Raw genomic sequence first — 20,816 nt, 5'->3', positions numbered from 1 at the left:
CCGCCGACCGGAGCCCGCCCATGACCCCGCCGCACCATCCCGCCCCTCCGCTTCCAGCCGCGGGCCCGCTCTCCGCAGCCGACCTGCTCACCAACCGGATCAGGCCCTATGCGTGGGGCTCCACCACCGCCCTCGCCCGCCTCACCGGCCGCCGCCCGACCGGCGAACCCGAGGCCGAACTCTGGATGGGCGCCCACCCCGACGCACCGTCCACCGTCGACCGCGGCAACGGCCCCGAGCCCCTCGACCGGGTCATCGCCCGCGACCCGCACCACGAACTCGGCCGACGGGTCGCGGAGACCTACGACAACCGGCTGCCCTTCCTGGTCAAGGTACTCGCCGCCGAGCACGCCTTGTCGGTCCAGGTCCACCCCGACACCGCCCAGGCAGAGGCCGGCTACGCCGCAGAGGATGCCACCGGCATCCCGCGAGACGCCGCCCGCCGGATCTTTCGCGACCGGTATCACAAGCCCGAACTGGTATGCGCACTCGACGACTTCGACGCCCTGTGCGGGTTCCGCGACCCGGCCACCACCGCTGGGCTGATGGCCGCTCTGGATGCGCCGGCCCTCGCCCCGTGGACCGCGATCCTGCGCACCGCCGACCCCGGGACTGCGCTGCGCACCGTGCTCACCGAGGCACTCGACTCCGACCGGGCCCGGGGCGAGAGGGCCGCCGCCGAACTCGCCCCCGCGTTGGAGCGTGCCGCCGCGACCCCGGGGCCGCACACCGCGACCTACGCCGCGTACGCCGCAGCCGCCCGGGACTACCCCGGTGATCCGGGCCTGGTCGCCGCACTCCTGCTCAACCACGTGCGGCTCCAGCCCGGACAGGCGCTCTTCCTCGACGCCCGTGTCCCGCACGCCTACCTGCACGGGACCGGCGTGGAGATCATGGCCAACTCCGACAACGTCCTGCGCTGCGGCCTGACTCCGAAGCACGTGGACGTCCGGGCCCTCACCACGGTCGTCGACTTCCGGCCCGGCCCGCCGACCCTGGTCCCCGCCAGCGGCGGCGAGGACGGCGAATTCCACTACCGGACACGGGCTGCCGAGTTCGCACTGTCCCGGCTCGATCTCCTCGGCGGCGCCACCCTCGGTGCCGACGGCCCGCAGATCCTGCTCTGCACCGACGGCACCGCCGAACTCCACCGCTCCCTGGGCCGACCACTGACCTTGCGCCGAGGGGACAGCGTCTTCCTCCCGGCCACCGGCGGTCCGGCGGAGCTTCGCGGGACCGCCACGCTCTACCGGGCCCGCGTCCCCGAGCACGCTGCCGTCTGACCGCACCACACCCACCCGTCGGCGCCGCCAGGCGCCTACCCCGGAGGTCCATCCCCGTGAACGCACTTCCCAGCACCACAGACCCCGCCTTCACCCGTCGCTCACTGCTCGGTGCCGCCTCTGCCACCCTGGCGCTGGCCACCGTCCCAACCCTGACCAGACCGGCCGCCGCCGAGCCCGCGCCCCTCGCCGAGCACGGCCGCCGAGACGCGGGGTTCGTCACCGCCCACGGGGGTGAACTCCGGCTGGACGGACGACGGTTCCGCTTCGGTGGCACCAACTGCTACTACCTGCACCAACAGTCCCACTACATGATCGACGCGGTCCTCGACGACGCCGCCGCAATGGGCCTGGCCGTGGTCCGGGCCTGGGCGTTCGCCGACGGCTCCGGGCGCTCGTACCGCCCGCTGCAGCCCAAGCCCCGCAGCTATGACGACGAGGCGTTCGACTCCCTCGACTACGCCGTCCACAAGGCCGGACAGCTCGGAATCCGCCTCGTCCTGCCACTGGTCAACAACTGGCCGGACTACGGAGGCATGCAGCAGTACGTCAGCTGGTTCCTCGGCCTGCCCGACGACTCGTACGGCAGCGGTGTCAACCACGACCGCTTCTACACCGACCCGGGGATCAAGGCCTGCTACCGGGCCTGGGCCAAGCAGCTCCTGCAGCACCGCAACCGCTACACCGGCCTGCGCTACTGCGACGACCCCACCATCATGGCCTTCGAACTCGCCAACGAGCCGCGGTGCCGCAGCGACAAGAGCGGCGCCACCCTGCTCGCCTGGGCCGCCGAGATGAGCACGTACGTCAAGTCGCTCGCCCCCCGCCAGCTGCTCGCCGTCGGCGACGAGGGCTTCTTCGGAAAGCCCGGGCACGCCGACTACCCCTACTCGGACTACGAGGGCGTCCCATGGGACGGACTCGTCGCCCTGCGCGCCGTCGACTACGGCACCGTTCACCTCTACCCGCAGAACTGGGGCGAGACCAGTGCCGGCAAGCCCGGCACCGACGCCACCTCCTGGGGCACCCGCTGGATCGAGGACCACCTCGCCGTCGGCCGCACACTGGGAAAGCCGGTGGTGATCGAGGAGTTCGGGCTGCAGATCGATGCGGCACGGGACGTCCCCGACACCGCCGCCCGGGACGCCGCCTACACCGCGTGGACCGATGCCGTCCGCACCGGCGGCGGAGCCGGCGACCAGTTCTGGCTGCTCACCTCCCGGGTGGACGACGGCTCCTTCTATCCCGACTACGACGGCCACCGCGTCATGTGGAACAACGACCCCGCCAACCCGACCCGCACCACCGCCCAGCTGTTCGCCGCCCATGCCAAGGCGATGACCTCCAGCTGACCGCCACCCGCCGTTCCGCTCCGCCGCCCCGGCGGGGCGGCGGCCCACCGTCCGAGGACCGCATGCCATCCGACCTGCCGCTCAGCACCGTCGTGCTCTTCCAGGGCGACAGCATCACCGACGCCGGACGCGACCGGACCGACCCCGCGTCCCTGGGCGACGGCTACGCGGCGCGCGCCGCAACCGCCCTGCACACCGCACACCCCGGTGCGACCGTTCTCAACCGGGCGGTCGCGGGCGACCGCATCCGCGACCTGCGCGACCGCTGGGACCGCGATGCCCTGGCCCACCAGCCCGACCTGCTCTCCGTGATGATCGGCGTGAACGACACCTTGCGCCGGTACGACTCCGGGCTCGCCTCACCACCCGACCACTGGGAGGACACGTACGGGCACCTGCTCGACCGGGTCCGCGAACGCTTCGACACCCGGCTCCTGCTCATCGAACCGTTCCTGGTCCCCGTCACCCCCGAGCAGTGGGCCTGGCGCGAGGACCTCGACCCGCGCATCCATGCCGTCCGCAGGCTCGCCACCGAGTTCGGCGCGCTCCTGCTGGCCGCCGACGGCCTGCTCAATCAGGCCGCCCGCACCGTGGGCGCACCCGATCGGATCGCCGCCGACGGTGTCCATCCCACCCCGTACGGACACCGCCTGCTCGCCGCGGCCTGGTCCGACCTGGTCCTCGGACCGGCTGACGCGGCCGCCGTATGCTGCCGGGCATGAGCAGGGGACACGGCACCAGGCCCACCATGAAGGACGTCGCCGCGGAAGCCGGCGTCGGCCTGAAGACCGTCTCCCGGGTGGTGAACGGCGAGAGCGGCGTCGGCTCCGCGACGGCCGAGCGGGTGCAGGCCGCCATCGACCGGCTCGGGTTCCGCCGAAACGACAGTGCCCGCCTGCTGCGCACCGGCCGGACCGCGAGCATCGCCCTGCTCCTCGAAGACATCGGCGACCCCTTCTCCTCCGCCCTCTCCCGCGCGGTGGAGGGCGTGGCCGCGGAGCAAGGCTGCCTCCTGTTCACCGGCTCCAGCGCCGAGGACCCGCACCGCGAACGCGACCTCGCGCTCGCCTTCTGCGCCCGCCGGGTGGACGGCCTGATCGTGGTGCCGACCGGGGACGACCACCGCTACCTGCTGCCGGAGACCGCCGCCGGGACCCCGGTGGTCTTCCTCGACCGCCCGGCGGCCGGCATCGAGGCGGACGCCGTGCTCAGTGACAACGCGGGCGGCGCCCGGACCGGTGTCGCCCACCTGATCCGGTACGGCCACCGGCGGATCGGCTTCATCGGGGACCTGGCCCGCCTCCACACCAGTGCCGAGCGGCTGCGGGGATACCGGACGGCGATGTCCGACGCCGCTCTGCCGGTGGACGAGCGGTGGATCGACACCGGGCCCACCCACCCCGCCAGGGTCGCGGCCGCAGTGGACCGGCTGACCGCAGGCCCGGAACCCGTCACGGCCCTCCTCACCGCCAACAACCGGATCACCCTGGCCGTCCTACACCACCTCCCACCGGACGGACCCCGCCCCGCCCTGGTCGGATTCGACGACCTGGAACTGGCCGACCTGCTCACCCCCGGCCTCACGGTCGTCGCCCAGGACCCGGCCGCGCTCGGTGCAGCGGCCGCCCGCACCCTCTTCGAGCGCCTGTCCGGAGACACCGGCGCGGCCCGCCGCATCGAGATCCCCACCCGCCTGATCCCTCGCGGCTCCGGGGAGGTCGGCCCCTCCACGGGCTGACCGCGGCCCCTCGCCGTCCGTGGCGGCCGCCCCGGCGCCCGTGGTCCCCACAGGTCACCTCACCTGACAGGATGGACCCGTGCGACGGCCGCGTCGCGCAGCCACCGGGCCGAGAGAGGGAACGCGTATGGACAGCCGGGTGACGATCCGGGACGTCGCCGCCCGCGCCGGGGTCTCGGCCGGCGCCGTCTCGCTCGCCCTCAACGACCGGCCCGGCGTCTCCGCCGTCACCCGCCGCAGGATCGCCGAGGCCGCCCGTGAACTGGGCTGGGCACCCAACCTCGCCGCACGGTCGCTCGCGCAGGGTGACCGGGTCCACACCATCGGCATGGCACTCACTCGCGACGCCGCCGGCACCGTTCTGGACGCGGTGCACATGGCACTGATCGGCGGCATCGAGAGCGTGCTCACCGAGCGGCCCTGCTCCCTGCTGCTGCACATCGCCCCCGACCTCGACACTGAGATCGCGCTGTACAAGCAGTGGTGGCAGTCCGGCAAGGTGAACGGCTCGGTGCTGGTCGGAGTGACCAGCGACGACCCGCGGATCGAACCCGTCCACCGGCTCGGCATGCCCGTCGTCGCGGTTGCGCCTCCGCAGCTCAGCGGCCCCTTCCCGGCGGTGTGGCACGACGACGCCATGGCCATGGCGGAGGCCGTGCGCTACCTGTCGATCCTCGGCCACCGCCGGATCGCGCACGTCAGCGGGCCGGTGACGCTGGGCCAGTCGATCGTCCGCGCGGAGGCCTTCGCGGCCACCGCCGCCGAACTCGGGCTGAACGGAACCAGGAGCGCGCACACCGGCCTGTCCGCGCACGAGGGCGCCCGGGCGACCCGGGCGCTGCTGGACCGCGCCGACCGGCCGACCGCCATCGTGTACGACAACGACCTCATGGCGGTGGCGGGCCTCGCGATGGCGGGCGAGCTCGGCCTGCGGGTGCCCGAGGACGTGTCGCTGGTTGCCTGGGACGACTCGGACCTGTGCCGGATCACCCGGCCGGCGCTCTCGGCGCTCAGTTACGACCCGTTCGCGTTCGGCGCCGAGGTCGCCCGCTGCCTGCTGGAGCTCCTGGACGACGGCCGGGCCCGCTCGCGGGTGTCCGACGCTCCGGTGCTGGTCCCGCGCGGGACCACCGGCCCGCCGGCCCGTACCTGAACGCTCAGGCCGACGGCGGTGCGGTGCTCCCGCGCGGGGTGAGCCGGGGAGCCCGGTCCTCGAAGCCGTCGCCGCGCCCGCGGGCGATCAGGGCGAGCAGCGTGCGGGCCGCGTTCGCGCCGTAGGCGTGGATGTCGCGGGTCAGCGCGGTCAGCGGCGGCCGGACCACCTGGACCAGCGGGGAGTCGTCCCAGGCGACGATCGACAGGTCGCGCGGCACCTGGAGCCCCATCTCCTGAGCCACCGACAGTCCGGCGACGGCGGTGATGTCGTTGTCGTAGAGGATCGCGGTCGGACGAGCAGGGGAGAGCAGCAGCCGCCGGGTTGCCCGTGCCCCGGCCTCGCCCGTGTAGTCGGTGTGCGCCGTGGGCGCCGCGTCCAGGCCCAGTGCGGTACAAGCAGCGGCGAAGGCCCGGTCCCGGATCGAGGTGTGCACCAGGCCCTCCAGCCCGGCCACCCGGCCGACCCGCCGGTGGCCCAGCGCGGCCAGGTACTCCACCGTCTCGCGCACCGCGGCGGCGTCGTCCGACCAGACCGGGGTCAGCGAGCCCGACCCGGACGGGTGGCCGATCACCACGGTCGGAAGGCCCAGTGCCTCCAGCGCGGGCACCCGGGCGTCGTTCTCGCGCAGGTCGACCATGATGGCACCGTCGATGTGCCGTTCGCCCCACCAGCGCCGGTAGGCCTCCAACCCGCGTTCGTGGTCCGCGACGACCTGGAGCGCCAACGAGTACGAGGCGTCGGACAGCACGTTCTCGATGCCGCCGATCAGTTCCATGAAGAACGGCTCGGTCCCCAGCATCCGCGCGGGGCGGGCGAGTGCCAGGCCCACCGCCGCCGCCCTCGCCCCGCTGAGCGCGCGGGCCGCGCTGTTGCGCACGAACCCGATCTCCTCGGCCACGGCCTCGATCCGGGCCCGGGTGGCCTCGGAGACGCCGGACCGACCGTTCAGGGCGTTGGAAACCGACACCTTGGACACACCGACGATCTTCGCGATGTCGGTGATGGTCGGCCGCCGAGCGGCGGGGCTCTTCTGCTGAGACATGCCCCCAAGCTACTACGCGCCGACCCTCCGACAGCCGCCGGTCGGCGAGCCCTGTGCAACAAACGGTTAACCACTTATTGACGAGCAGCTGTCGGCAGTCATACGGTCCGTCTGCGTTAAGCGGTTAATCGAAGCCGTGGCCGCTCTGTCGCCGGCTTCCCCTCGCGCCGGCCGGCGCGCTCCCAGCCGGGCCGCACCGCCCCCGACGCATTCCCGGTCCGAGTCACCGGGGCCCTTCACCCACCACCCACCCGTCCGGGACGAAAGGGGCGCGTGCACCACCAGCAATTTCCGCCGCCGGAAGCCGCCTCTGGCCGCTGGCGCTCCTCCTCCCGGTCCTTCTCGCCGCAGTGGGTCTCGCAGTCACCCGGGGAACCGCCTCCGCGGCCGACACCACGAGCGCCTGCGCCGTCCACGACGGCCTGTCCGATTGGGGAGCCTCCTTCAACGGTGACGTGACCATCAGGAACACGAGCTCCACTCCGGTCGACGGCTGGCAGCTGGTGTTCGCTTCCCCCGGCGGGCAGGCCGTCACCACCATGTGGAACGCCCGTGGAACCCAGAACGGCACGCAGGTCACCGCGAGCAATCCGCCCGACTACAACGCGACCATCGCAGCCGGCGGCACGGTCGACTTCGGGTCCGCCGGAACGTCGACGCCCGGCACCAACGGTCTACCGGCCACCTTCCTTCCGAACGGATCGGCCTGCGCGACCTACTGACCCACCCTGCCCCCGAGTGGGTGCCACCGGCCCGGGGGCGACAACGAACCCAGGAGAGCATCCGTCATGAACCGTGTTCCCGAAGCACTCGGCGCCGCACTCGCCACCCTTGCCGCCACCGCGGCCTTCGCCCAACCCGCATCCGCCGACGCCGCACCCGACGGATACCCGTACTGCGTCAACGGCAGCGCCAGCGATCCGGACGGCGACGGCTGGGGATGGGAGAACAACCAGTCCTGTGTCGTCCGCGGCTCGCGAGCCGACACCGAAGGCAGCGGCACCGCCTGCCCCTCGGGCATGTCCTGCGGCTCCTATCTCGTCAGCGGTCTCGGCAGCCGCAAGAGCCAGGTGCGGGCGGCCGGCGCCACCTCGCTCGACCTCGCGATCGCCATGCTGGAGAGCGACCGGATGGCCGCCGACTACCCGTACGGCGACGACAAGTCCTGGGACGCCGCCAACTTCGGCATCTTCAAGCAGAACTGGCTGATGCTCAGGACATCGTGCGGGCAGTTCTCCGGCCAGTCTGCAGCCCAGTACGACAACGGCGCCGCGCTCAACTCCGGCCTCGGCCAGGATGTCTCCTGCCTGCACCAGAGCCAGAACCACTACGGCCTGGACACCTGGTTCGCCGGGCACCGCGCCGGAGCCTCCGGTCTGAGCAACCCCGACACCACCGACATCTCCCACTACAAGGCCGCCGTCTACTGGATCAAGGCCCAGCTGGACTCGAACTCCGCACACCTCGGCAACGACACCCGGTTCTGGGTACAGGTGCCGGCCATCTGAGTCGCCCGCCTATCTCCGGAGCCGGCGCGCCACTGAACCTTACGCCCTCGCGCCGGCTCCGCAGCGGCAGGAAGGTCGCACTGGATCGGTCCTCGGCAGCCGCAGCGAATGCGCTGGTGAACCGATTTAGCTGAATGCTTCAAACGTTCCACTTCATCGCTAGTTAGCAGCGAAGATAGTTAGCCTAACCGATTTATAGACACGGGTTACCGCGCGGGCTACGGTTACTGGCGCCACCGACAAGCCCGGCCATGGACAGGAGCCGCACCATGAAGGACGTCACTCAGCTCGACCAGGGCTGGGCCCTGCAGTACGAGGGTGAGCAAGTGCACGCGTCGGTCCCGGGTTGCGTTCACTCCGATCTGTTGAACGCCGGGCTGATCCCGGACCCGTTCCTCGCCGCCAACGAGAACGATGTCGCCTGGGTCGGCCGCTGTGACTGGACCTACACCACCCGCGTGGCGGCGGCCGGCGCCCACGAGCGAACGGACCTGGTCTTCGCCGGCCTGGACACCGCGGCCCGGATCACCCTCGGAGCGACGGAGCTCGGCCGCACCCGCAACATGCACCGGAGCTACCGCTTCGACGTCACCGACCTGGCCGGCGAGCTGGCCGTCCACTTCACCAGTGCGTACCAGGAAGCCGCCGAGACCCGGGCGCTCACCGGCGCGCGCCCCAACGTCTACCCCGAGCCCTTCCAGTACATCCGCAAGATGGCCAGCAGCTTCGGCTGGGACTGGGGCCCGACCCTGCCCACCGCCGGAATCTGGCGCCCCGCCCGTCTGGAGCACTGGTCCACCGCCCGCATCGCCCAGGTTCGGCCCCTGGTGACGGTCGCAGACGGCAACGGCCGCGTGGAGCTGCACCTCACCGTCGAGCGCACCGCCACCGGTGCAGCCCGACCGCTCGCCGTCCGGGCCACCGTTGCGGGCACGAGCACCGAGACGGTCCTTGACGGGGACGCCGCCGTGCTCGTACTGGAGGTGTCCGGTCCCGAACTGTGGTGGCCGCGGGGCCGGGGCGACCAGCCGCTGTACGACCTCGACGTCACCCTCTCCGACGCCACCGAACCGCTGGACACCTGGCGCCGCCGGATCGGATTCCGCACCGTCGAACTCGACCGCTCCGCCGACGAGGACGGCACCGGCTTCACCCTGGTCGTCAACGGCGAGCGTCTCTTCGTCCGCGGCGTCAACTGGATCCCCGACGACACCCTGGTCAGCCGCGTCACCCCGTCCCGCTACCGGGAGCGCATCACCCGCGCAGCCGAAGCCAACATCGACCTCATCCGGGTCTGGGGCGGCGGCATCTACGAGGACCATGCCTTCTACGACGCCTGCGACGAACTCGGCCTGATGGTCTGGCAGGACTTCCTGTTCGCGTGCGCGGCCTACCCCGAGGAGCAGCCGCTGCGCGGCGAGGTCGAGGCCGAGGCCAGGGAGAACGTCGTCCGCCTGATGCCGCACCCGTCGCTGGTGCTGTGGAACGGCAACAACGAGAACCTCTGGGGCTTCCGCGACTGGGACTGGGAGTCGGACCTCGCCGGCGACTCCTGGGGCGAGGGCTACTACCTCGGCCTGCTGCCCAGGATCGTCGCCGAACTCGACCCCACCCGTCCGTACACGGCCGGCAGTCCCTGGTCCGGCAGCTGGGACCACCACCCCAACGATCCCGACCACGGCACCCACCACTCGTGGGAGGTCTGGAACCGCCGGGACTACAGTGAGTACCGCGAGAACGTCCCCCGGTTCGTCGCCGAGTTCGGATGGCAGGCCCCTCCCGCCCTGGCCACCCTCCGCCGAGCCCTGCCCGGGGAGACCCTGGCGCCCGACTCACCCGGCATGCTCCACCATCAGAAGGCCGACGCCGGCAACGACAAACTCCACCGCGGCCTCGCCGGCCACTTCGAACCACCGACGAACTTCGACCGCTGGCACTACCTCACCCAGGTCGTACAGGCCCGTGCCGTCGCCACCGGCATCGAGCACTGGCGCTCCCACTGGCCACGCTGCGCGGGCACGATCATGTGGCAGCTCAACGACTGCTGGCCGGTGTCCTCCTGGGCGGCCATCGACGGCGACGGCCGCCTCAAGCCCCTCTACCACGAGCTGCGCCGACTGTACGCGGACCGCCTGCTCACCCTCCAACCGCCCGGCGTCACCGGCGCGCCCGAAGCCGCCCTCGTCAACCAGGCCGGAGAGCCATGGGAAACGGTCCTGCGACTGCGCCGGCTCGCCGCGGACGGCAGCATCACGGCTCAGACCGAACTTCGAGTGCGGGCGGACGCCCGTTCGGTGACCCGGCTGGCAGTGCCTCGGGAACTCCTGCCGGCCGACGGATCGACCACCGAGCTTCTGGTGGCCGACGCGGACGGGCAACGGGCCCTCCACCTCGCCGTCGCCGACCGCCACTTCGCCTACCCGAAGCCCGAGTTCGACGTCACCGTCACACCGGCCGAGGACGACGACGGTGCAGTCGACGTCACTGTCACTGCTCGTACCCTGGTCCGTGACCTACTGCTCCAGCCCGACCGGCTCGACGCCTCGGCGACGGCCGACCGTGGACTTGCCACCCTGCTGCCCGGCGAGCAGCTGCGGATCCGAGTCGCCGGATGCGGAGACGTCGGCGTCGACGACGTTCGGGCGGCCCTGTTCTGCGTCGGGCCGGCCTGACCCACAGACTCCGAACCTGACATCGCGGCGACGGGCAGCCCGCCGGGCCCGTCCGGCCGACCGACGCCGGCGGAACAGGCCCCGGCAGCCGACGACGGTCAGCGTTCAACTCTCCTTCACCCGGGGCACCATCGGGTGCCCGCGATCCTTCTCCCGTCCGTGTGAAGATCCGGTCGCCACCACTGGCCGACAGAACGCAGCGAACCCGAAGGACGACATGAATCGTCACGCCACCCTTTCCGCCGTCGTCGCCGTCGCCCTGAGCGCCGGCGTGCTGTCCACAGCGGGCACCGCGTCAGCCCACGACTGGACCGGTACGCATGACGCCCATGAGGAGCTCTACGGCACGAAGGCCCCCTACGCACCGCAGGAGAAGCCGAAGCACTACCAGAAGCCGCCGCACGGCTTCAACCCGGTGTTCACCGAGAACGTCGCTCGCCACGGCTCCCGCGCCATGACGAACAGCGACGACGGCGACGCGGTGCTCGCCGTCCTGCGCTCGGCCCAGCAGCAGAACGCCCTCACCGGCCTCGGCGCGGACCTCGGTCCGCAGGTGCAATCACTCCTGAACGCGGCCTCGACGCTCGGCTACGGCAACCTCTCCGGCCGCGGGGCTGACGAGCACCGCCAGACCGCGCTGCGCATGGAACAGCGACTGCCGTCGCTGTTCCACACCATCGCAGCCCGCCACGAGCCCATCGTGGTGGAGACCTCGGGTGTTGCGCGTGCGGTCGCGAGCGCCAACGCGTTCACGGGCGGGCTCACCTCCGGCGATCCCGCGCTGGTCGGCCTGGTCAAGGCCCCGGTCACCGACAAGGACCTGCTGTACTTCCACAAGCAGCCGCAGAACGCCGCCTACCAGGCCTACCTGAAGAGCGACCCGGACCTGGCCGCCGTCCTCGCGCGGATCGAGAACGACCCACGAACCGCTGAAGCAGCGCGGCACGTCGTGGTGCGCCTGTTCCAGGACGACTTCATCGCGGCGATGTCCACCGAGGAACAGGTGTCCTTCGCCCGGTCGTTGTACCAGCTCTACAGCGCGGCACCCGACCTGACCGTCGAGGCACCGGGTGTCGACCTCACCCGTTTCCTCACCCCGCGCGACGCCCAGTGGTTCGCCTACCTGGACGATGCCGAGGAGTTCTACCAGAAGGGCCCCGCCTTCAGCGGCCGCACGATCACGTACAAGATGGCCGACGTCCTCCTCGACGACCTCCTCGCCCAGGCCGGGGCCAAGGCCGCCGGCACCAGCGACAAGGGTGCGGTGCTCCGGTTCACCCACGCCGAGGAGATCGAGCCGCTCGCCGCCCTCATGGGTCTGCCCGGAAGCACCGAACCCGCCGAGCCCGGGACGCCGTACTCCTACCCGAACAACCCATGGCGCGGCGCCGACGTCGCACCGATGGCTGCGAACATCCAGTGGGATCTGTTCGCGAACACGCCCGCGAACGGAGATTCCGCCAGGTACCTCGTGCGCATGCTCTACAACGAGAAGGAGACCGCGTTCAAGCCCTCCTGCAAGCCCGTCACCAAGGACAGCCACTTCTACGACCTCAACGAGCTCAAGCGCTGCCTGCAGCCCAGCTGACCCCGTCCGGCCCGTTCCACCGCGCCGCACACCGGCTGTCACACGGCCCCGGTGGGTGTTCGCCGAGCAGGCCGAGGAGCCCTGCAGGCGGCAGGGACGGTGCAGGAGGTGAACCGATCCGGCAGGAGACCAGCGGTGCGGCTCAGGCCGCTTGATGGTGCGGGCCCGGGATCGGGCCGGCCCGTTCTTCTGTGGTCGCGTCGTTCGGTCACCTGCTAGAAAGTCACGCGGACAGCCCGACAGTCCGTCCGAACGTGCCCCGCGGAGTGTGAAGATGCCCCAGCCCGAACTGCCCTTCCGCATGGTCGTCGAGGACGTCTTCAACGCCTACCCCGCCGGAGCGGTTCTGTGCGGCGAGGTCGTGCAGGGCGTGGTGCGGATCGGGGACGAGGTGGAGGCCGTCGGTCTGCGCCCCGTGCACCGCTTCACGGTCAGCGGCCTGGAGCAGTTCCGCAAGCGGCTGACCGAGGCCCGGGCCGGCGCCAACATCGGCGTGCTGGTCCCCGGAATGCGCTTCGGGGACTTCGACAGGGGCCAGCTCCTCGCCGCCCCGGGCTCGGTGCGGACGTACACGCGGCTACGGGCCACCGTTTGCACGCAGCAGCCCCCGGGGGCAACTCTCCCGCTGCTCTTCTCCCCGGGGTCGGTGGTGGTGGGCGCCACGGTGGACCTGCCGCCCGGCGTCGACGCGATCACGCCCGACGTCCCCTTCGACGCCACCCTCACCCTGAACCGGCCGGTGGTCTGCGAAGAGGGAGCGGACTTCAGCGTGGAGATCGAGACCCGCGACCCCATCCGCCGACTGCGCCGCATCGGCACCGGCAGGATCATCGAGACACTCGACTGACCAGCTTTGATCGTGCGCTGCCAGCGCGCGCGGGAACCGCCGGATCGTGCGGAACGAGCCGGCCGGACGGGGACGGGATGCGGGCCAGGATTTCACCGGCGGCCGTGTCCCGCACCCGCGGGTGGCTCATCCAGTGGGCCAGGGTCGACTCCCCTGTTGACGCCGGACGACGGCGAGGACCGTCCCGTTGACCGCCATCGCGTGCGGCGTGCGGCGCGCGGCCCTGTGACCTCATCGCCGCCGCCTGATCCGCTCGGGCGCTGCCCCGTGATCGGGCTGCTGGAGGGCCCGGGAAACTTCCTCTCACCGGACCGATGAGTTCAGGCGGTGGCGACGGTCAAACCCGGGAAAGCAACGACAGCCGACCCGGGGAGGGTCCCGACGCGACCGTTCTGGCTGGACCAGACCGGCGTCCACGCACCGTCGCCGTGCGGGCGGTAGACGACGAGGTTGGCGTCGTTCTGGATGCGGAGCCAGTTGGCGGCCGGGTTGCAGCCGTTGTTGGTTCCGGTCGCCCACAGGGCGTTCTTGAAGGTGTCGTACACGACGAAGTTCCCGTCGTACTGCATGATCGCCTTGCCGGGCGCGGTGTTCTGGGTGCCGCTCTGCCAGATCGCGGTCCAGCCCGACCTCTCGCCCTTCTTGTACTCCACCAGGTTGCCGTCGTGCTGGTAGGTCAAGCGGTAGAAGCCACCGGGGGAGACCAGGGAGTCGCCCGGCAGCAGGCAGTTGCCCCAGTTCATGTGGTCCCAGCCACCGGGGTTCCTCGAACAGTTCCACTCGCTGTTGACGTCCGCCGAGGCGCTGCCGGCCGTGCTGATACCGCTGACGCCGGCCAGCGCCATCGCCGCCGTGGCGAGCGCGACGGTGCGCTTGGAGATCCGGAACAGTCGACTGATCATGAGTCCCTCCCTGCCCAGGGAGACGGGAATCGTCCACGGGGCCTTGGACGAGCGGTGCGCGGAGGGCGTCCGCGGCTCCCGACAGGCCATGAGGCACCGAGTGGTACCTCTGACTTCGTCCACGTGGAGGCCGTCGCCCCAGGTTCACCCGCCTCGATCGCCCAGTCGGTCAGGTGCCCATCCCGGCGCGGAGCGTCCGGCGCGCTGCGGCTCAGGACGCACGCCGCCACCATCTCGTTGTGCGCCATCACGTGTCGGGCTCCAGTGCACATTGCACCCACGGGCGACGGGCGACAGCAAGGCCGCAGGAGCGGCGACGACGTGCGGCGCCGGCAGGCCCCAAGACGGACCGGCGTGACGGCCGGCACCGGCGCGGCGCGGCGTTCGCCCGGGCGCCCTCCAGCGTCAGGATCTGGCGTGGCAGCGGATGCGGCTACGGTATTCCGCCCCGCCGGTTGACCCGGCGGGGCGGACCCGGTTTCACCAGGTGTCGTTCAGTGTCCCGTTGCCGGAACTGCCTGTCGTGAAGGAGTGGTTGGTGCCGGGCTCCCAGGTGACCGAGCCGTCGGAGTTCTTGATGATGTACTTGTATTCGACGGCGGTGTTGGCGGGCAGGGTGACCGTGCCGCCCCAGGTCGGGTAGGTGGCCGGGGAGAGCGGGATGGCCTGGGCGGTGTTCCAGCTGCCGAGGGCGGGGATCGAACCGACCAGGTAGACGTTCTGGCCCCAGCTGGTCGTCTCGTTGACGTTGAAGGTCTCGCCCACGGTGTTGGCTGCGGCGGTCGGGGTGTACAGCGCCACGGCGTCATCGGCCGGGACGGTGACGGTCGCGGTGCCGTTGGTGCCCACGGTGACGGTCGGACCGGAGCAGGATCCGGTCGAGACGGTCAGGTTGCCGTGGATGATGTCGCAGTAGGTGCCCGCTGCCAGGCCGGTCTCGACGGTCACGGTCTTGGCGCTGGACTCGTTGTTGATCGCGATCCAGCCGCGGTTGCCCCGGCTGAAGGCGATGAAGTTCGTGCCGTCGTCGTACCAGTTGCGGACCGACTGGCCCGCCACGGCGTTGTGCCAGCCGACCATGTTGGCGATGCCCTGGTTCCGGTCGGTGCAGAACCAGCCGTTCGAGCAGTCGGTGGTGGTGACGAACCCGTTGGCGTCGGACGGCGGGGAGTCGTCGCTGTTGGTCCAGGTGAAGCTGGCGTACACCTGCGGGACGTCGTACCCCCAGGCCAGTTCGAACTCGTTGGCCAGGATGTAGGGGGCGCCGGACTTGTAGGTGAGGGTGCTGCCGTCGCGCTCGGTGTCGTGGTTGGTCACCATCGACGTCGAAGCGGCGGCCGGCTCCAGGCCCCAGCTCTGGCCGAAGGACTTGAGGTTGGCGATGTTGCCGGTGAACTGGCTCTTCAGGTCCCTGGCGTAGGTGAACTCGATCACGCTGCCGTTGGACTCGAAGGCGCCCGGCGCGAGGTTGCCCGAACTTCCGGGGATGACCTCCTGGTAGACGTAGGGCCGGGAGCCCGTCCAGGTGGTGTTGTTCACCTGGGACAGGACGGCCGCCATGTCGGTCTGGTTGATGTGCTTGGCGGCGTCCGTCCGGAAGCCGTCCACGCCCAGGTTGACCAGGCTGTTGAGGTAGCCGGCCTCGGTGGACCGGACGTGGGCGGTCTCGGTGGAGAGGTCCTCCAGGTTCGACAGGTCGCATTCCTGGACCTGGGTCTGGTTGTTCCAGTCCTGGATGGACATGTCCGAGTTCGGGCAGTTGGCCGGGGAGCTGTGGAAGTCCGCCGAGGTGTAGCCGGGCTGGGCGTACGTCTCCGTCGAGGCGTTGAAGCCGTCGCCGCCGTAGGAGTCGGTGCTGGTGTTCCCGGCGCCGGCCATGTGGTTGAGCACGGCGTCCGCGTAGACCTTGACGCCCGCGTTGTGGCAGGTGGTGACCATGGACGCGAACTGCGCCGCGGTGCCCATCCGGCTGTTGAGGTCGTAGCCGACCGGCTGGTACACCTCCCACCAGGGGTGGCTGGTCTGGTTGAGCCGGATCGAGTCCTCCGGCGGGGCCACCTCGACCGCGCCGTAGCCCTTCGGGCCGAGGACGTTGGTGCACTCGCCGGCAACCGACGACCAGTTCCACTCGAAGAGGTTGGCGATCACGTCGCCGCCGTCGGGGGCGCTGGTGGCGTGGGCGGTGGTCTGGACGGTGAGCGGCAGGACGGCACTGGCAAGCAGAGCGCCGACCGCCGAAAGGACGGTTCTGCCGCGTTGGCGGGTTCGCCTCATGTGGGGGTTCTCCTGTGCTGGCGGCCGGACACGGGTCACCGGGCAGCACGAAGCGAGCGCATCGTCGCGGGGTGGAACCGGCAGGCCGTGGTGGAGCTGGGGTGGGGGTGCTCCGGGGCGGCTCGCGGTACCGCCCGGACGGGGACGGCCGTGTGATCCGCCGAGTTCCCGTCCGGCGGAGCCACGACCGGGGTGCCACACGGCCGCGAACCCGCCTGGCACCTCATGGTGCGGCAGCCACCCGGATGGGGCCGGGGAGCCGTCGCGAGCAGACCATCTCGCGCCCGGTATTACGACGTCAAGAACTCCATGGAAACTCTTACTGCAAGTTTCACAGGCGGGTCGGGCGCTGCGGGCCCGCGAACCGCACCTGGAGCGCCCTTGCCGCGCCCCGGCGAGCGCCCCGGCCCGACCCTCGTCACGTGATACCGGCGAGGAAGGCGTCGACGAGGTGGCGGACCGCGCGCGATGCGAGCCGGTCCGCAGCGGGTTCACAGCGGCCCTTCGGGTCGGATCGCTCGTCCGCTGCTTCCACCAGGTGCAGCCGCACCACGCGCACCACCCTGGAGCCGGCGGTGTCCCGCGTCCGGCTCGGTGCCGTCCCCCGGGGGTGGAGTTTCATGCATGGACGTGACGACGGACTGTGGTGCTCGTTACGATCACGGCCCCGTGCGATGGCCTGGGCCTTGTAACGACGAAAGGCTCCACACCGCCATGACCCGCCCTTTACACGACCACGCACTGGCCCGTTTCGGCGAAGAGGTGCCACCGTTGGACGAGGCGCCACCGGCAGCACATCCGAAGGTGCTGCGCGACGAACTCATCGCGGCAGCGGAGTGGGTCTGCCAGTACCTGAGCCACCTTCCGGAAACCCCGGTGAGCCGTCCGATGCCCGCGCGCCAGCGCGCCCGGCTGCGCGGCGCCTCGCTCGGCCGAACCGGCGGTGAGCTGGGCCGGATCCTGGACCTGGTTCGCGAGGAGATCGCGCCGTTCCCCACCGGCAACGGCCACCCCGCGTTCTTCGCCTGGATCAACTCCCCGCCCGCACCCGCCGGCCTGATCGCCGAACTCCTCGCCGCCGCCATCAACGCGACCTGCGGCATGGGCGACAACGCCCTCATGGACCTGGAACGCGGCACCGTACGCATCCTCGCCGACCTGGCGGCACTCCCCGCCACCACCGGAGGGGTCCTGACCAGCGGCGGCTCCATGGCCAACCTGCTCGCCCTGGCCACCGCACGCACCTGGTACCTCACCCGACGCGGCTCCGGTGACGGCCTCGCCTACGACCGCGACCACGCCCGCCTCACCCTCTACTACAACGCCCAGGCCCACATGTCCGTGGCCAAGGCCGCAGCCTGCATCGGCATCCCCGCCCACCGGCTGCGCCCCATCCCCAGCGACGCACAGCACCGCCTGGACCCCGCCGCGCTACGCGCCGCCGTGACCGCGGACCAGACCGCCGGGCTCCTGCCGTTCTGCACCGTCACCACGCTCGGCACCACCGCCACCGGCGCCGTCGACCCCCTCGAACCCGTCACCGCCCTGTGCCGGCGCACCGGGATGTGGCACCACGCGGACGGGGCCTGGGGCGGGCTCGGCGCCATGGTCCCCGCCCTGGCGCCCCTGTATCGAGGAGTCGCCGACATCGACTCGATGACCGTGGACCCGCACAAGACGCTCAGCGTGCCGGTCGGCTGCGGCGCACTCCTGGTCACCGACCCCGAGCACCTGCACACCGCCTTCGCCCACCGCGCCTCCTACCTCACCCCCGGCGAACCCGACACGCTCCCGTGGCTCTCCCACGCGACCATCGAACTGACCCGCCCCGGCACCCGGGCCCTCGCCCTGTGGGCGACCCTGCACCACCTCGGACGCGACGGCGTCACCGCCCTGCTCCAGCACAACCTGACCCTCGCCGACCGCCTGCGCGACAAGATCACCGCCGACCCCCGTCTGGAACTCGTGGCCGGCGGCCCCTGGCCGGTCGCCTGCTTCCGCCTGGCCGCCACCGACGCACCCGACCCCGACACCCTCCACACCCGCGTCGCCCACCACGTCCGGACCACCGGACGCGCCTACCTCGCCACCGTCACCGTTCACGACCCACGGTCCTGCGCGCCTGCCTCTGCAACTACCGCACCCGCGAAAGCGACCTCGACCTGCTCCTTCGCGAAGTCCACCACGCCGCCGACTCCTCACACCAGGCAGCACCCGTCCGATGCGCGGTCGAGTGATCGCCCGTCACCGACGGCGGTCCGCCCGCCCCGCTCGAAACGGGCAGTGCCGGCGGAACCACTGAACACCCGCCGCCGAGACCCGCGTACAGAGCCGGCTGCTCACGCCCGCTCAGCACACCCGAGCACACCGGAGGGGACGGGGCAGGCGTCAGGGTGAGAGGTGCGCGGCCGGAACCTGCGCGGAGAGCTCGACTGGCCCGCTCACCTGCGCAGTCCGGGGAGCATCCCCGGACTGCGCGTGTCGGAGGTCGCGTCCCGGATCGGGCAGGCGCCTGCCGCTGCTGCCCGCGAGCCCTCTCCGGTGCCCGGCGCTGCCTGCACTGCGGCTCGACGCCCCTTCGGCAGGCGGAAGTCCGGGCAACCCAGGATGAGAAGCCGTTCGGCGGGGTCGAGCGCGGCGCGCACGGCCGCCGTGGCGGGCGGTGCGGCGGCGGTGCGGCGGCGGTGCGGCGGCGGTGTCGGCAAGAACCGGGCGTCCGTCGCGGCGCCGGCGTACCGCGCGTGGTACCAGTGCACGTCGCCCGCGCGACCCGGTCACCGTGGACGAAGGCCGGAGGCGGGCCGCGACGCGTGTCCTTCAGGTCAGCCGGGCCAGGCCGGGGCGGCCTGCCCGACGGCGCAGCTTCGGCAGTCGCTCCTCGCAGGCGTCGGCGGTGCGCCGCTGGCGTTCGTACAGCACGCCGTAGGCGAATGCGTGCTCGGTGTCACCCGTGCCCTCGCCGCTGAGTGTGATCAGTTCGCGGCGCAGGACCACGGCGTCGTGGTGGGTGCCCAGGGTCTTGTGCAGTTTCTTCATGCGGGCGCTGAACGCGGCGGCGCGCTCCGCGGTGCGCCGCGGGACCACCGCCTGCGCGCCTTCCGCGGTGTAGCGGGCGCGTTTGGCGGCCTTGCGGGCACGGTGCAGCGCCTGGTCACGCGCGGGGCCCGGTGCGGTGCGCAGGGCGTGGTCGAGGCGTTCGACGGTTCGTTGCTGCTCGCGCCGCAGGACGTCGGACAGGTATTTCGGCGCCTTCCGGGCGGCCCGACGGCGCAGGGGCGGGCTGGTGGCGAAGGCGTCGAGGGCGTCGAGCAGGGCGAAGTAGCGGTCCCCGTCGAGTTGGAGGACCACCTGCTGCCAGGCCTGGCGGTAGCGGTGCGCGTAGTGCTCGGTGAGCCGGCCCCGCAGGTCGTGCCGGCGCAGTGGAGCGGGCACGGCGTCGAGTTGGTCCACGACGTTCTCGCCGAACACCTCCTCGTCGCGGGCCTGGCCGAGCAGCCGTGCGAGCCAGCGCAGTTCAGCGGCGAGCGGCTCGGCCCGGCGGCGTTCGAAGAGCTTGCGGTGGGCTCTGAGCAGGCTCCGCAGGCGGCGCACGGTCACCCGCATCCGGTGCACCGAATCCTCCTCTGCCCGACGCACTGCTGCATCAAGTGTGAGGAGCGCATCGTGCTGGGTGCGCAGATAATCCGTGACAACGGCGCCCCCCGAGCCCGGCCGGGCGGGGGACGGACGCGGCCCGGGCAGGTGGGTCGGGCCGAGGGCCCGGGCAAGCTTCGAGGGCCATGGCGAGCGGGTCAGTTCGGCGTCGGCGAAGACGGCGTCGATGCGCTCCAGTAGCTCCGCCGTGCCGTGGTCCAGCTCGACTTCGAACTCGGTCCACCGGCTGATCTCCGTACTGCTCCCGCCGGGCGGGCGTGCTGCGCTGTCCGGCACGGCCTGGCCGCCCGCCGCAGCAGCCGGGCTTCGGTGCGGCGGTGCTGCGGCGAGGCGTGAGGCATCGAGCACGTGGGCGGCGACCCGGTCTTCGGTGATCTCGGCGAGCACCTCTCCGTTCTCGTCGCGCAGCAGCATCCGGGCCCGGTGGGTGCGCAGGTGCGCCACCGGGGCGAGCACGGCGCCTCGGGTGAATGCCGTGACCTGCGCGAGGAGTTCGGTCGGTATGTCGTGGGGGCCGCCGACCGCCGGGAGCTGGATCTCACGACGGCGGTCCGCGTCCAACGGCAGTTTCAGGTGCCAGCCCCGGTCGGCGGCGCCGGTGCGACGGCGCATGGTGACGTGGTGGCGCAGCAGACGCAGATCGGACGTGTCGTAATAGACGGTGTCGAGGTCCTGGGGCGCGGCGCGTGCGGTGGTCGCGACTCCCCGGACTTGGTCGAGCCGCTCCGGAAGGGCGGTCCCCTCGTACTTACGCTCCGTCTCCACCTGCTGTGTGGCCATGGTGCGCGCCTGCCCACCCG

At 71.6% G+C, this 20,816-nt stretch carries 16 protein-coding genes; 11 read left to right on the top strand and 5 right to left on the bottom strand.

Going from position 1 to position 20,816, the window contains the following annotated elements; all coding sequences use genetic code 11:
* Positions 1–20 precede the first annotated feature (20 nt).
* The 5 genes from manA (at position 21) to AB0C76_RS14745 (ending at position 5,526) form a co-directional block, all read left to right on the top strand.
* A complete protein-coding gene (gene manA / locus AB0C76_RS14765; RefSeq protein ID WP_359964468.1) occupies positions 21–1,283 on the top strand; it encodes a mannose-6-phosphate isomerase, class I in 1,263 nt (420 codons plus the stop codon).
* Positions 1,284–1,339: 56 nt separating this feature from the next.
* Positions 1,340–2,635, top strand: a complete 1,296-nt coding sequence (locus AB0C76_RS14760) for a cellulase family glycosylhydrolase (RefSeq protein WP_359964466.1) — start codon at positions 1,340–1,342, stop codon at positions 2,633–2,635.
* A gap of 62 nt (positions 2,636–2,697) precedes the next feature.
* On the top strand, positions 2,698–3,357 hold the full coding sequence (locus tag AB0C76_RS14755) for a GDSL-type esterase/lipase family protein (protein ID WP_359964465.1): 660 nt from the start codon (positions 2,698–2,700) through the stop codon (positions 3,355–3,357).
* Positions 3,354–4,373 (top strand): LacI family DNA-binding transcriptional regulator, encoded by a 1,020-nt coding sequence (locus AB0C76_RS14750; RefSeq protein WP_359964463.1) that lies wholly within the window; start codon positions 3,354–3,356, stop codon positions 4,371–4,373. The genes AB0C76_RS14755 and AB0C76_RS14750 overlap by 4 nt, the downstream gene beginning before the upstream one ends.
* 127 nt (positions 4,374–4,500) lie before the next feature.
* Positions 4,501–5,526: a LacI family DNA-binding transcriptional regulator gene (locus tag AB0C76_RS14745; protein WP_359964461.1), complete on the top strand. Its 1,026-nt coding sequence runs from the start codon at positions 4,501–4,503 to the stop codon at positions 5,524–5,526.
* Between the two features lie 4 nt (positions 5,527–5,530).
* Here the strand turns inward: AB0C76_RS14745 and AB0C76_RS14740 are convergent, their stop codons facing one another.
* Positions 5,531–6,571 carry a LacI family DNA-binding transcriptional regulator gene (locus tag AB0C76_RS14740; protein WP_359964459.1) on the bottom strand — a complete coding sequence of 347 codons (1,041 nt, stop codon included), beginning with the start codon at positions 6,569–6,571 and terminating at the stop codon, positions 5,531–5,533.
* Positions 6,572–6,921: 350 nt separating this feature from the next.
* Between AB0C76_RS14740 and AB0C76_RS14735 the strand changes: the two genes are divergently transcribed.
* The 5 genes from AB0C76_RS14735 to AB0C76_RS14715 all read left to right on the top strand — a co-directional run bounded on the left by AB0C76_RS14735 (position 6,922) and on the right by AB0C76_RS14715 (position 13,186).
* Positions 6,922–7,293, top strand: coding sequence for a cellulose binding domain-containing protein (locus tag AB0C76_RS14735; protein WP_359964457.1), 372 nt, complete (start codon positions 6,922–6,924; stop codon positions 7,291–7,293).
* Positions 7,294–7,359: 66 nt separating this feature from the next.
* Positions 7,360–8,079 (top strand): carbohydrate-binding domain-containing protein, encoded by a 720-nt coding sequence (locus AB0C76_RS14730; protein WP_359964455.1) that lies wholly within the window; start codon positions 7,360–7,362, stop codon positions 8,077–8,079.
* 269 nt (positions 8,080–8,348) lie between these two features.
* Entirely contained in the window at positions 8,349–10,751 is a 2,403-nt protein-coding gene (locus AB0C76_RS14725) for a glycoside hydrolase family 2 protein (protein ID WP_359964453.1), read from the top strand.
* 217 nt (positions 10,752–10,968) lie between these two features.
* A complete protein-coding gene (locus AB0C76_RS14720; protein ID WP_359964452.1) occupies positions 10,969–12,339 on the top strand; it encodes a histidine-type phosphatase in 1,371 nt (456 codons plus the stop codon).
* Positions 12,340–12,613: 274 nt separating this feature from the next.
* On the top strand, positions 12,614–13,186 hold the full coding sequence (locus AB0C76_RS14715; protein ID WP_359964450.1) for an EF-Tu/IF-2/RF-3 family GTPase: 573 nt from the start codon (positions 12,614–12,616) through the stop codon (positions 13,184–13,186).
* A gap of 320 nt (positions 13,187–13,506) precedes the next feature.
* Here AB0C76_RS14715 and AB0C76_RS14710 read toward each other — a convergent pair whose 3' ends face one another.
* From AB0C76_RS14710 to AB0C76_RS14700, 3 genes are all read right to left on the bottom strand, one after another.
* The gene (locus AB0C76_RS14710; protein WP_359964448.1) at positions 13,507–14,088 is read right to left on the bottom strand and encodes a hypothetical protein; all 582 of its coding nucleotides are present in this window, start codon (positions 14,086–14,088) and stop codon (positions 13,507–13,509) included.
* Positions 14,089–14,568: 480 nt separating this feature from the next.
* Entirely contained in the window at positions 14,569–16,362 is a 1,794-nt protein-coding gene (locus tag AB0C76_RS14705) for a carbohydrate-binding module family 20 domain-containing protein (RefSeq protein ID WP_359964446.1), read from the bottom strand.
* Positions 16,363–16,780: 418 nt separating this feature from the next.
* Complete coding sequence (locus tag AB0C76_RS14700) at positions 16,781–16,915, bottom strand: hypothetical protein (protein ID WP_359964444.1); 135 nt, start codon at positions 16,913–16,915, stop codon at positions 16,781–16,783.
* Positions 16,916–17,076: 161 nt separating this feature from the next.
* Here AB0C76_RS14700 and AB0C76_RS14695 point away from each other — a divergent pair, with 161 nt between their 5' ends.
* Positions 17,077–18,759: a pyridoxal-dependent decarboxylase gene (locus AB0C76_RS14695; protein WP_359964442.1), complete on the top strand. Its 1,683-nt coding sequence runs from the start codon at positions 17,077–17,079 to the stop codon at positions 18,757–18,759.
* Between the two features lie 420 nt (positions 18,760–19,179).
* Here AB0C76_RS14695 and AB0C76_RS14690 read toward each other — a convergent pair whose 3' ends face one another.
* Entirely contained in the window at positions 19,180–20,796 is a 1,617-nt protein-coding gene (locus AB0C76_RS14690) for a CYTH and CHAD domain-containing protein (RefSeq protein ID WP_359964440.1), read from the bottom strand.
* Between the last annotated feature and the right edge of the window lie 20 nt (positions 20,797–20,816).

Source organism: Kitasatospora sp. NPDC048722, assembly GCF_040650235.1.
Taxonomy (GTDB): domain Bacteria; phylum Actinomycetota; class Actinomycetes; order Streptomycetales; family Streptomycetaceae; genus Kitasatospora.
The sequence above is the reverse complement of the archived record's forward strand: the minus strand, read 5'-3'. Positions and strand labels throughout refer to the sequence as shown.

What these genes read in the sequence shown, in the direction of transcription:
- manA (WP_359964468.1), top strand. Translation starts at nt 21, where the DNA reads ATGACCCCGCCGCACCATCCCGCCCCTCCGCTTCCAGCCGCGGGCCCG.
- AB0C76_RS14755 (WP_359964465.1), top strand. Translation starts at nt 2,698, where the DNA reads ATGCCATCCGACCTGCCGCTCAGCACCGTCGTGCTCTTCCAGGGCGAC.
- AB0C76_RS14750 (WP_359964463.1), top strand. Translation starts at nt 3,354, where the DNA reads ATGAGCAGGGGACACGGCACCAGGCCCACCATGAAGGACGTCGCCGCG.
- AB0C76_RS14745 (WP_359964461.1), top strand. Translation starts at nt 4,501, where the DNA reads ATGGACAGCCGGGTGACGATCCGGGACGTCGCCGCCCGCGCCGGGGTC.
- AB0C76_RS14740 (WP_359964459.1), bottom strand. Translation starts at nt 6,571, where the DNA reads ATGTCTCAGCAGAAGAGCCCCGCCGCTCGGCGGCCGACCATCACCGAC.
- AB0C76_RS14730 (WP_359964455.1), top strand. Translation starts at nt 7,360, where the DNA reads ATGAACCGTGTTCCCGAAGCACTCGGCGCCGCACTCGCCACCCTTGCC.
- AB0C76_RS14725 (WP_359964453.1), top strand. Translation starts at nt 8,349, where the DNA reads ATGAAGGACGTCACTCAGCTCGACCAGGGCTGGGCCCTGCAGTACGAG.
- AB0C76_RS14720 (WP_359964452.1), top strand. Translation starts at nt 10,969, where the DNA reads ATGAATCGTCACGCCACCCTTTCCGCCGTCGTCGCCGTCGCCCTGAGC.
- AB0C76_RS14715 (WP_359964450.1), top strand. Translation starts at nt 12,614, where the DNA reads ATGCCCCAGCCCGAACTGCCCTTCCGCATGGTCGTCGAGGACGTCTTC.
- AB0C76_RS14710 (WP_359964448.1), bottom strand. Translation starts at nt 14,088, where the DNA reads ATGATCAGTCGACTGTTCCGGATCTCCAAGCGCACCGTCGCGCTCGCC.
- AB0C76_RS14705 (WP_359964446.1), bottom strand. Translation starts at nt 16,362, where the DNA reads ATGAGGCGAACCCGCCAACGCGGCAGAACCGTCCTTTCGGCGGTCGGC.
- AB0C76_RS14695 (WP_359964442.1), top strand. Translation starts at nt 17,077, where the DNA reads ATGACCCGCCCTTTACACGACCACGCACTGGCCCGTTTCGGCGAAGAG.
- AB0C76_RS14690 (WP_359964440.1), bottom strand. Translation starts at nt 20,796, where the DNA reads ATGGCCACACAGCAGGTGGAGACGGAGCGTAAGTACGAGGGGACCGCC.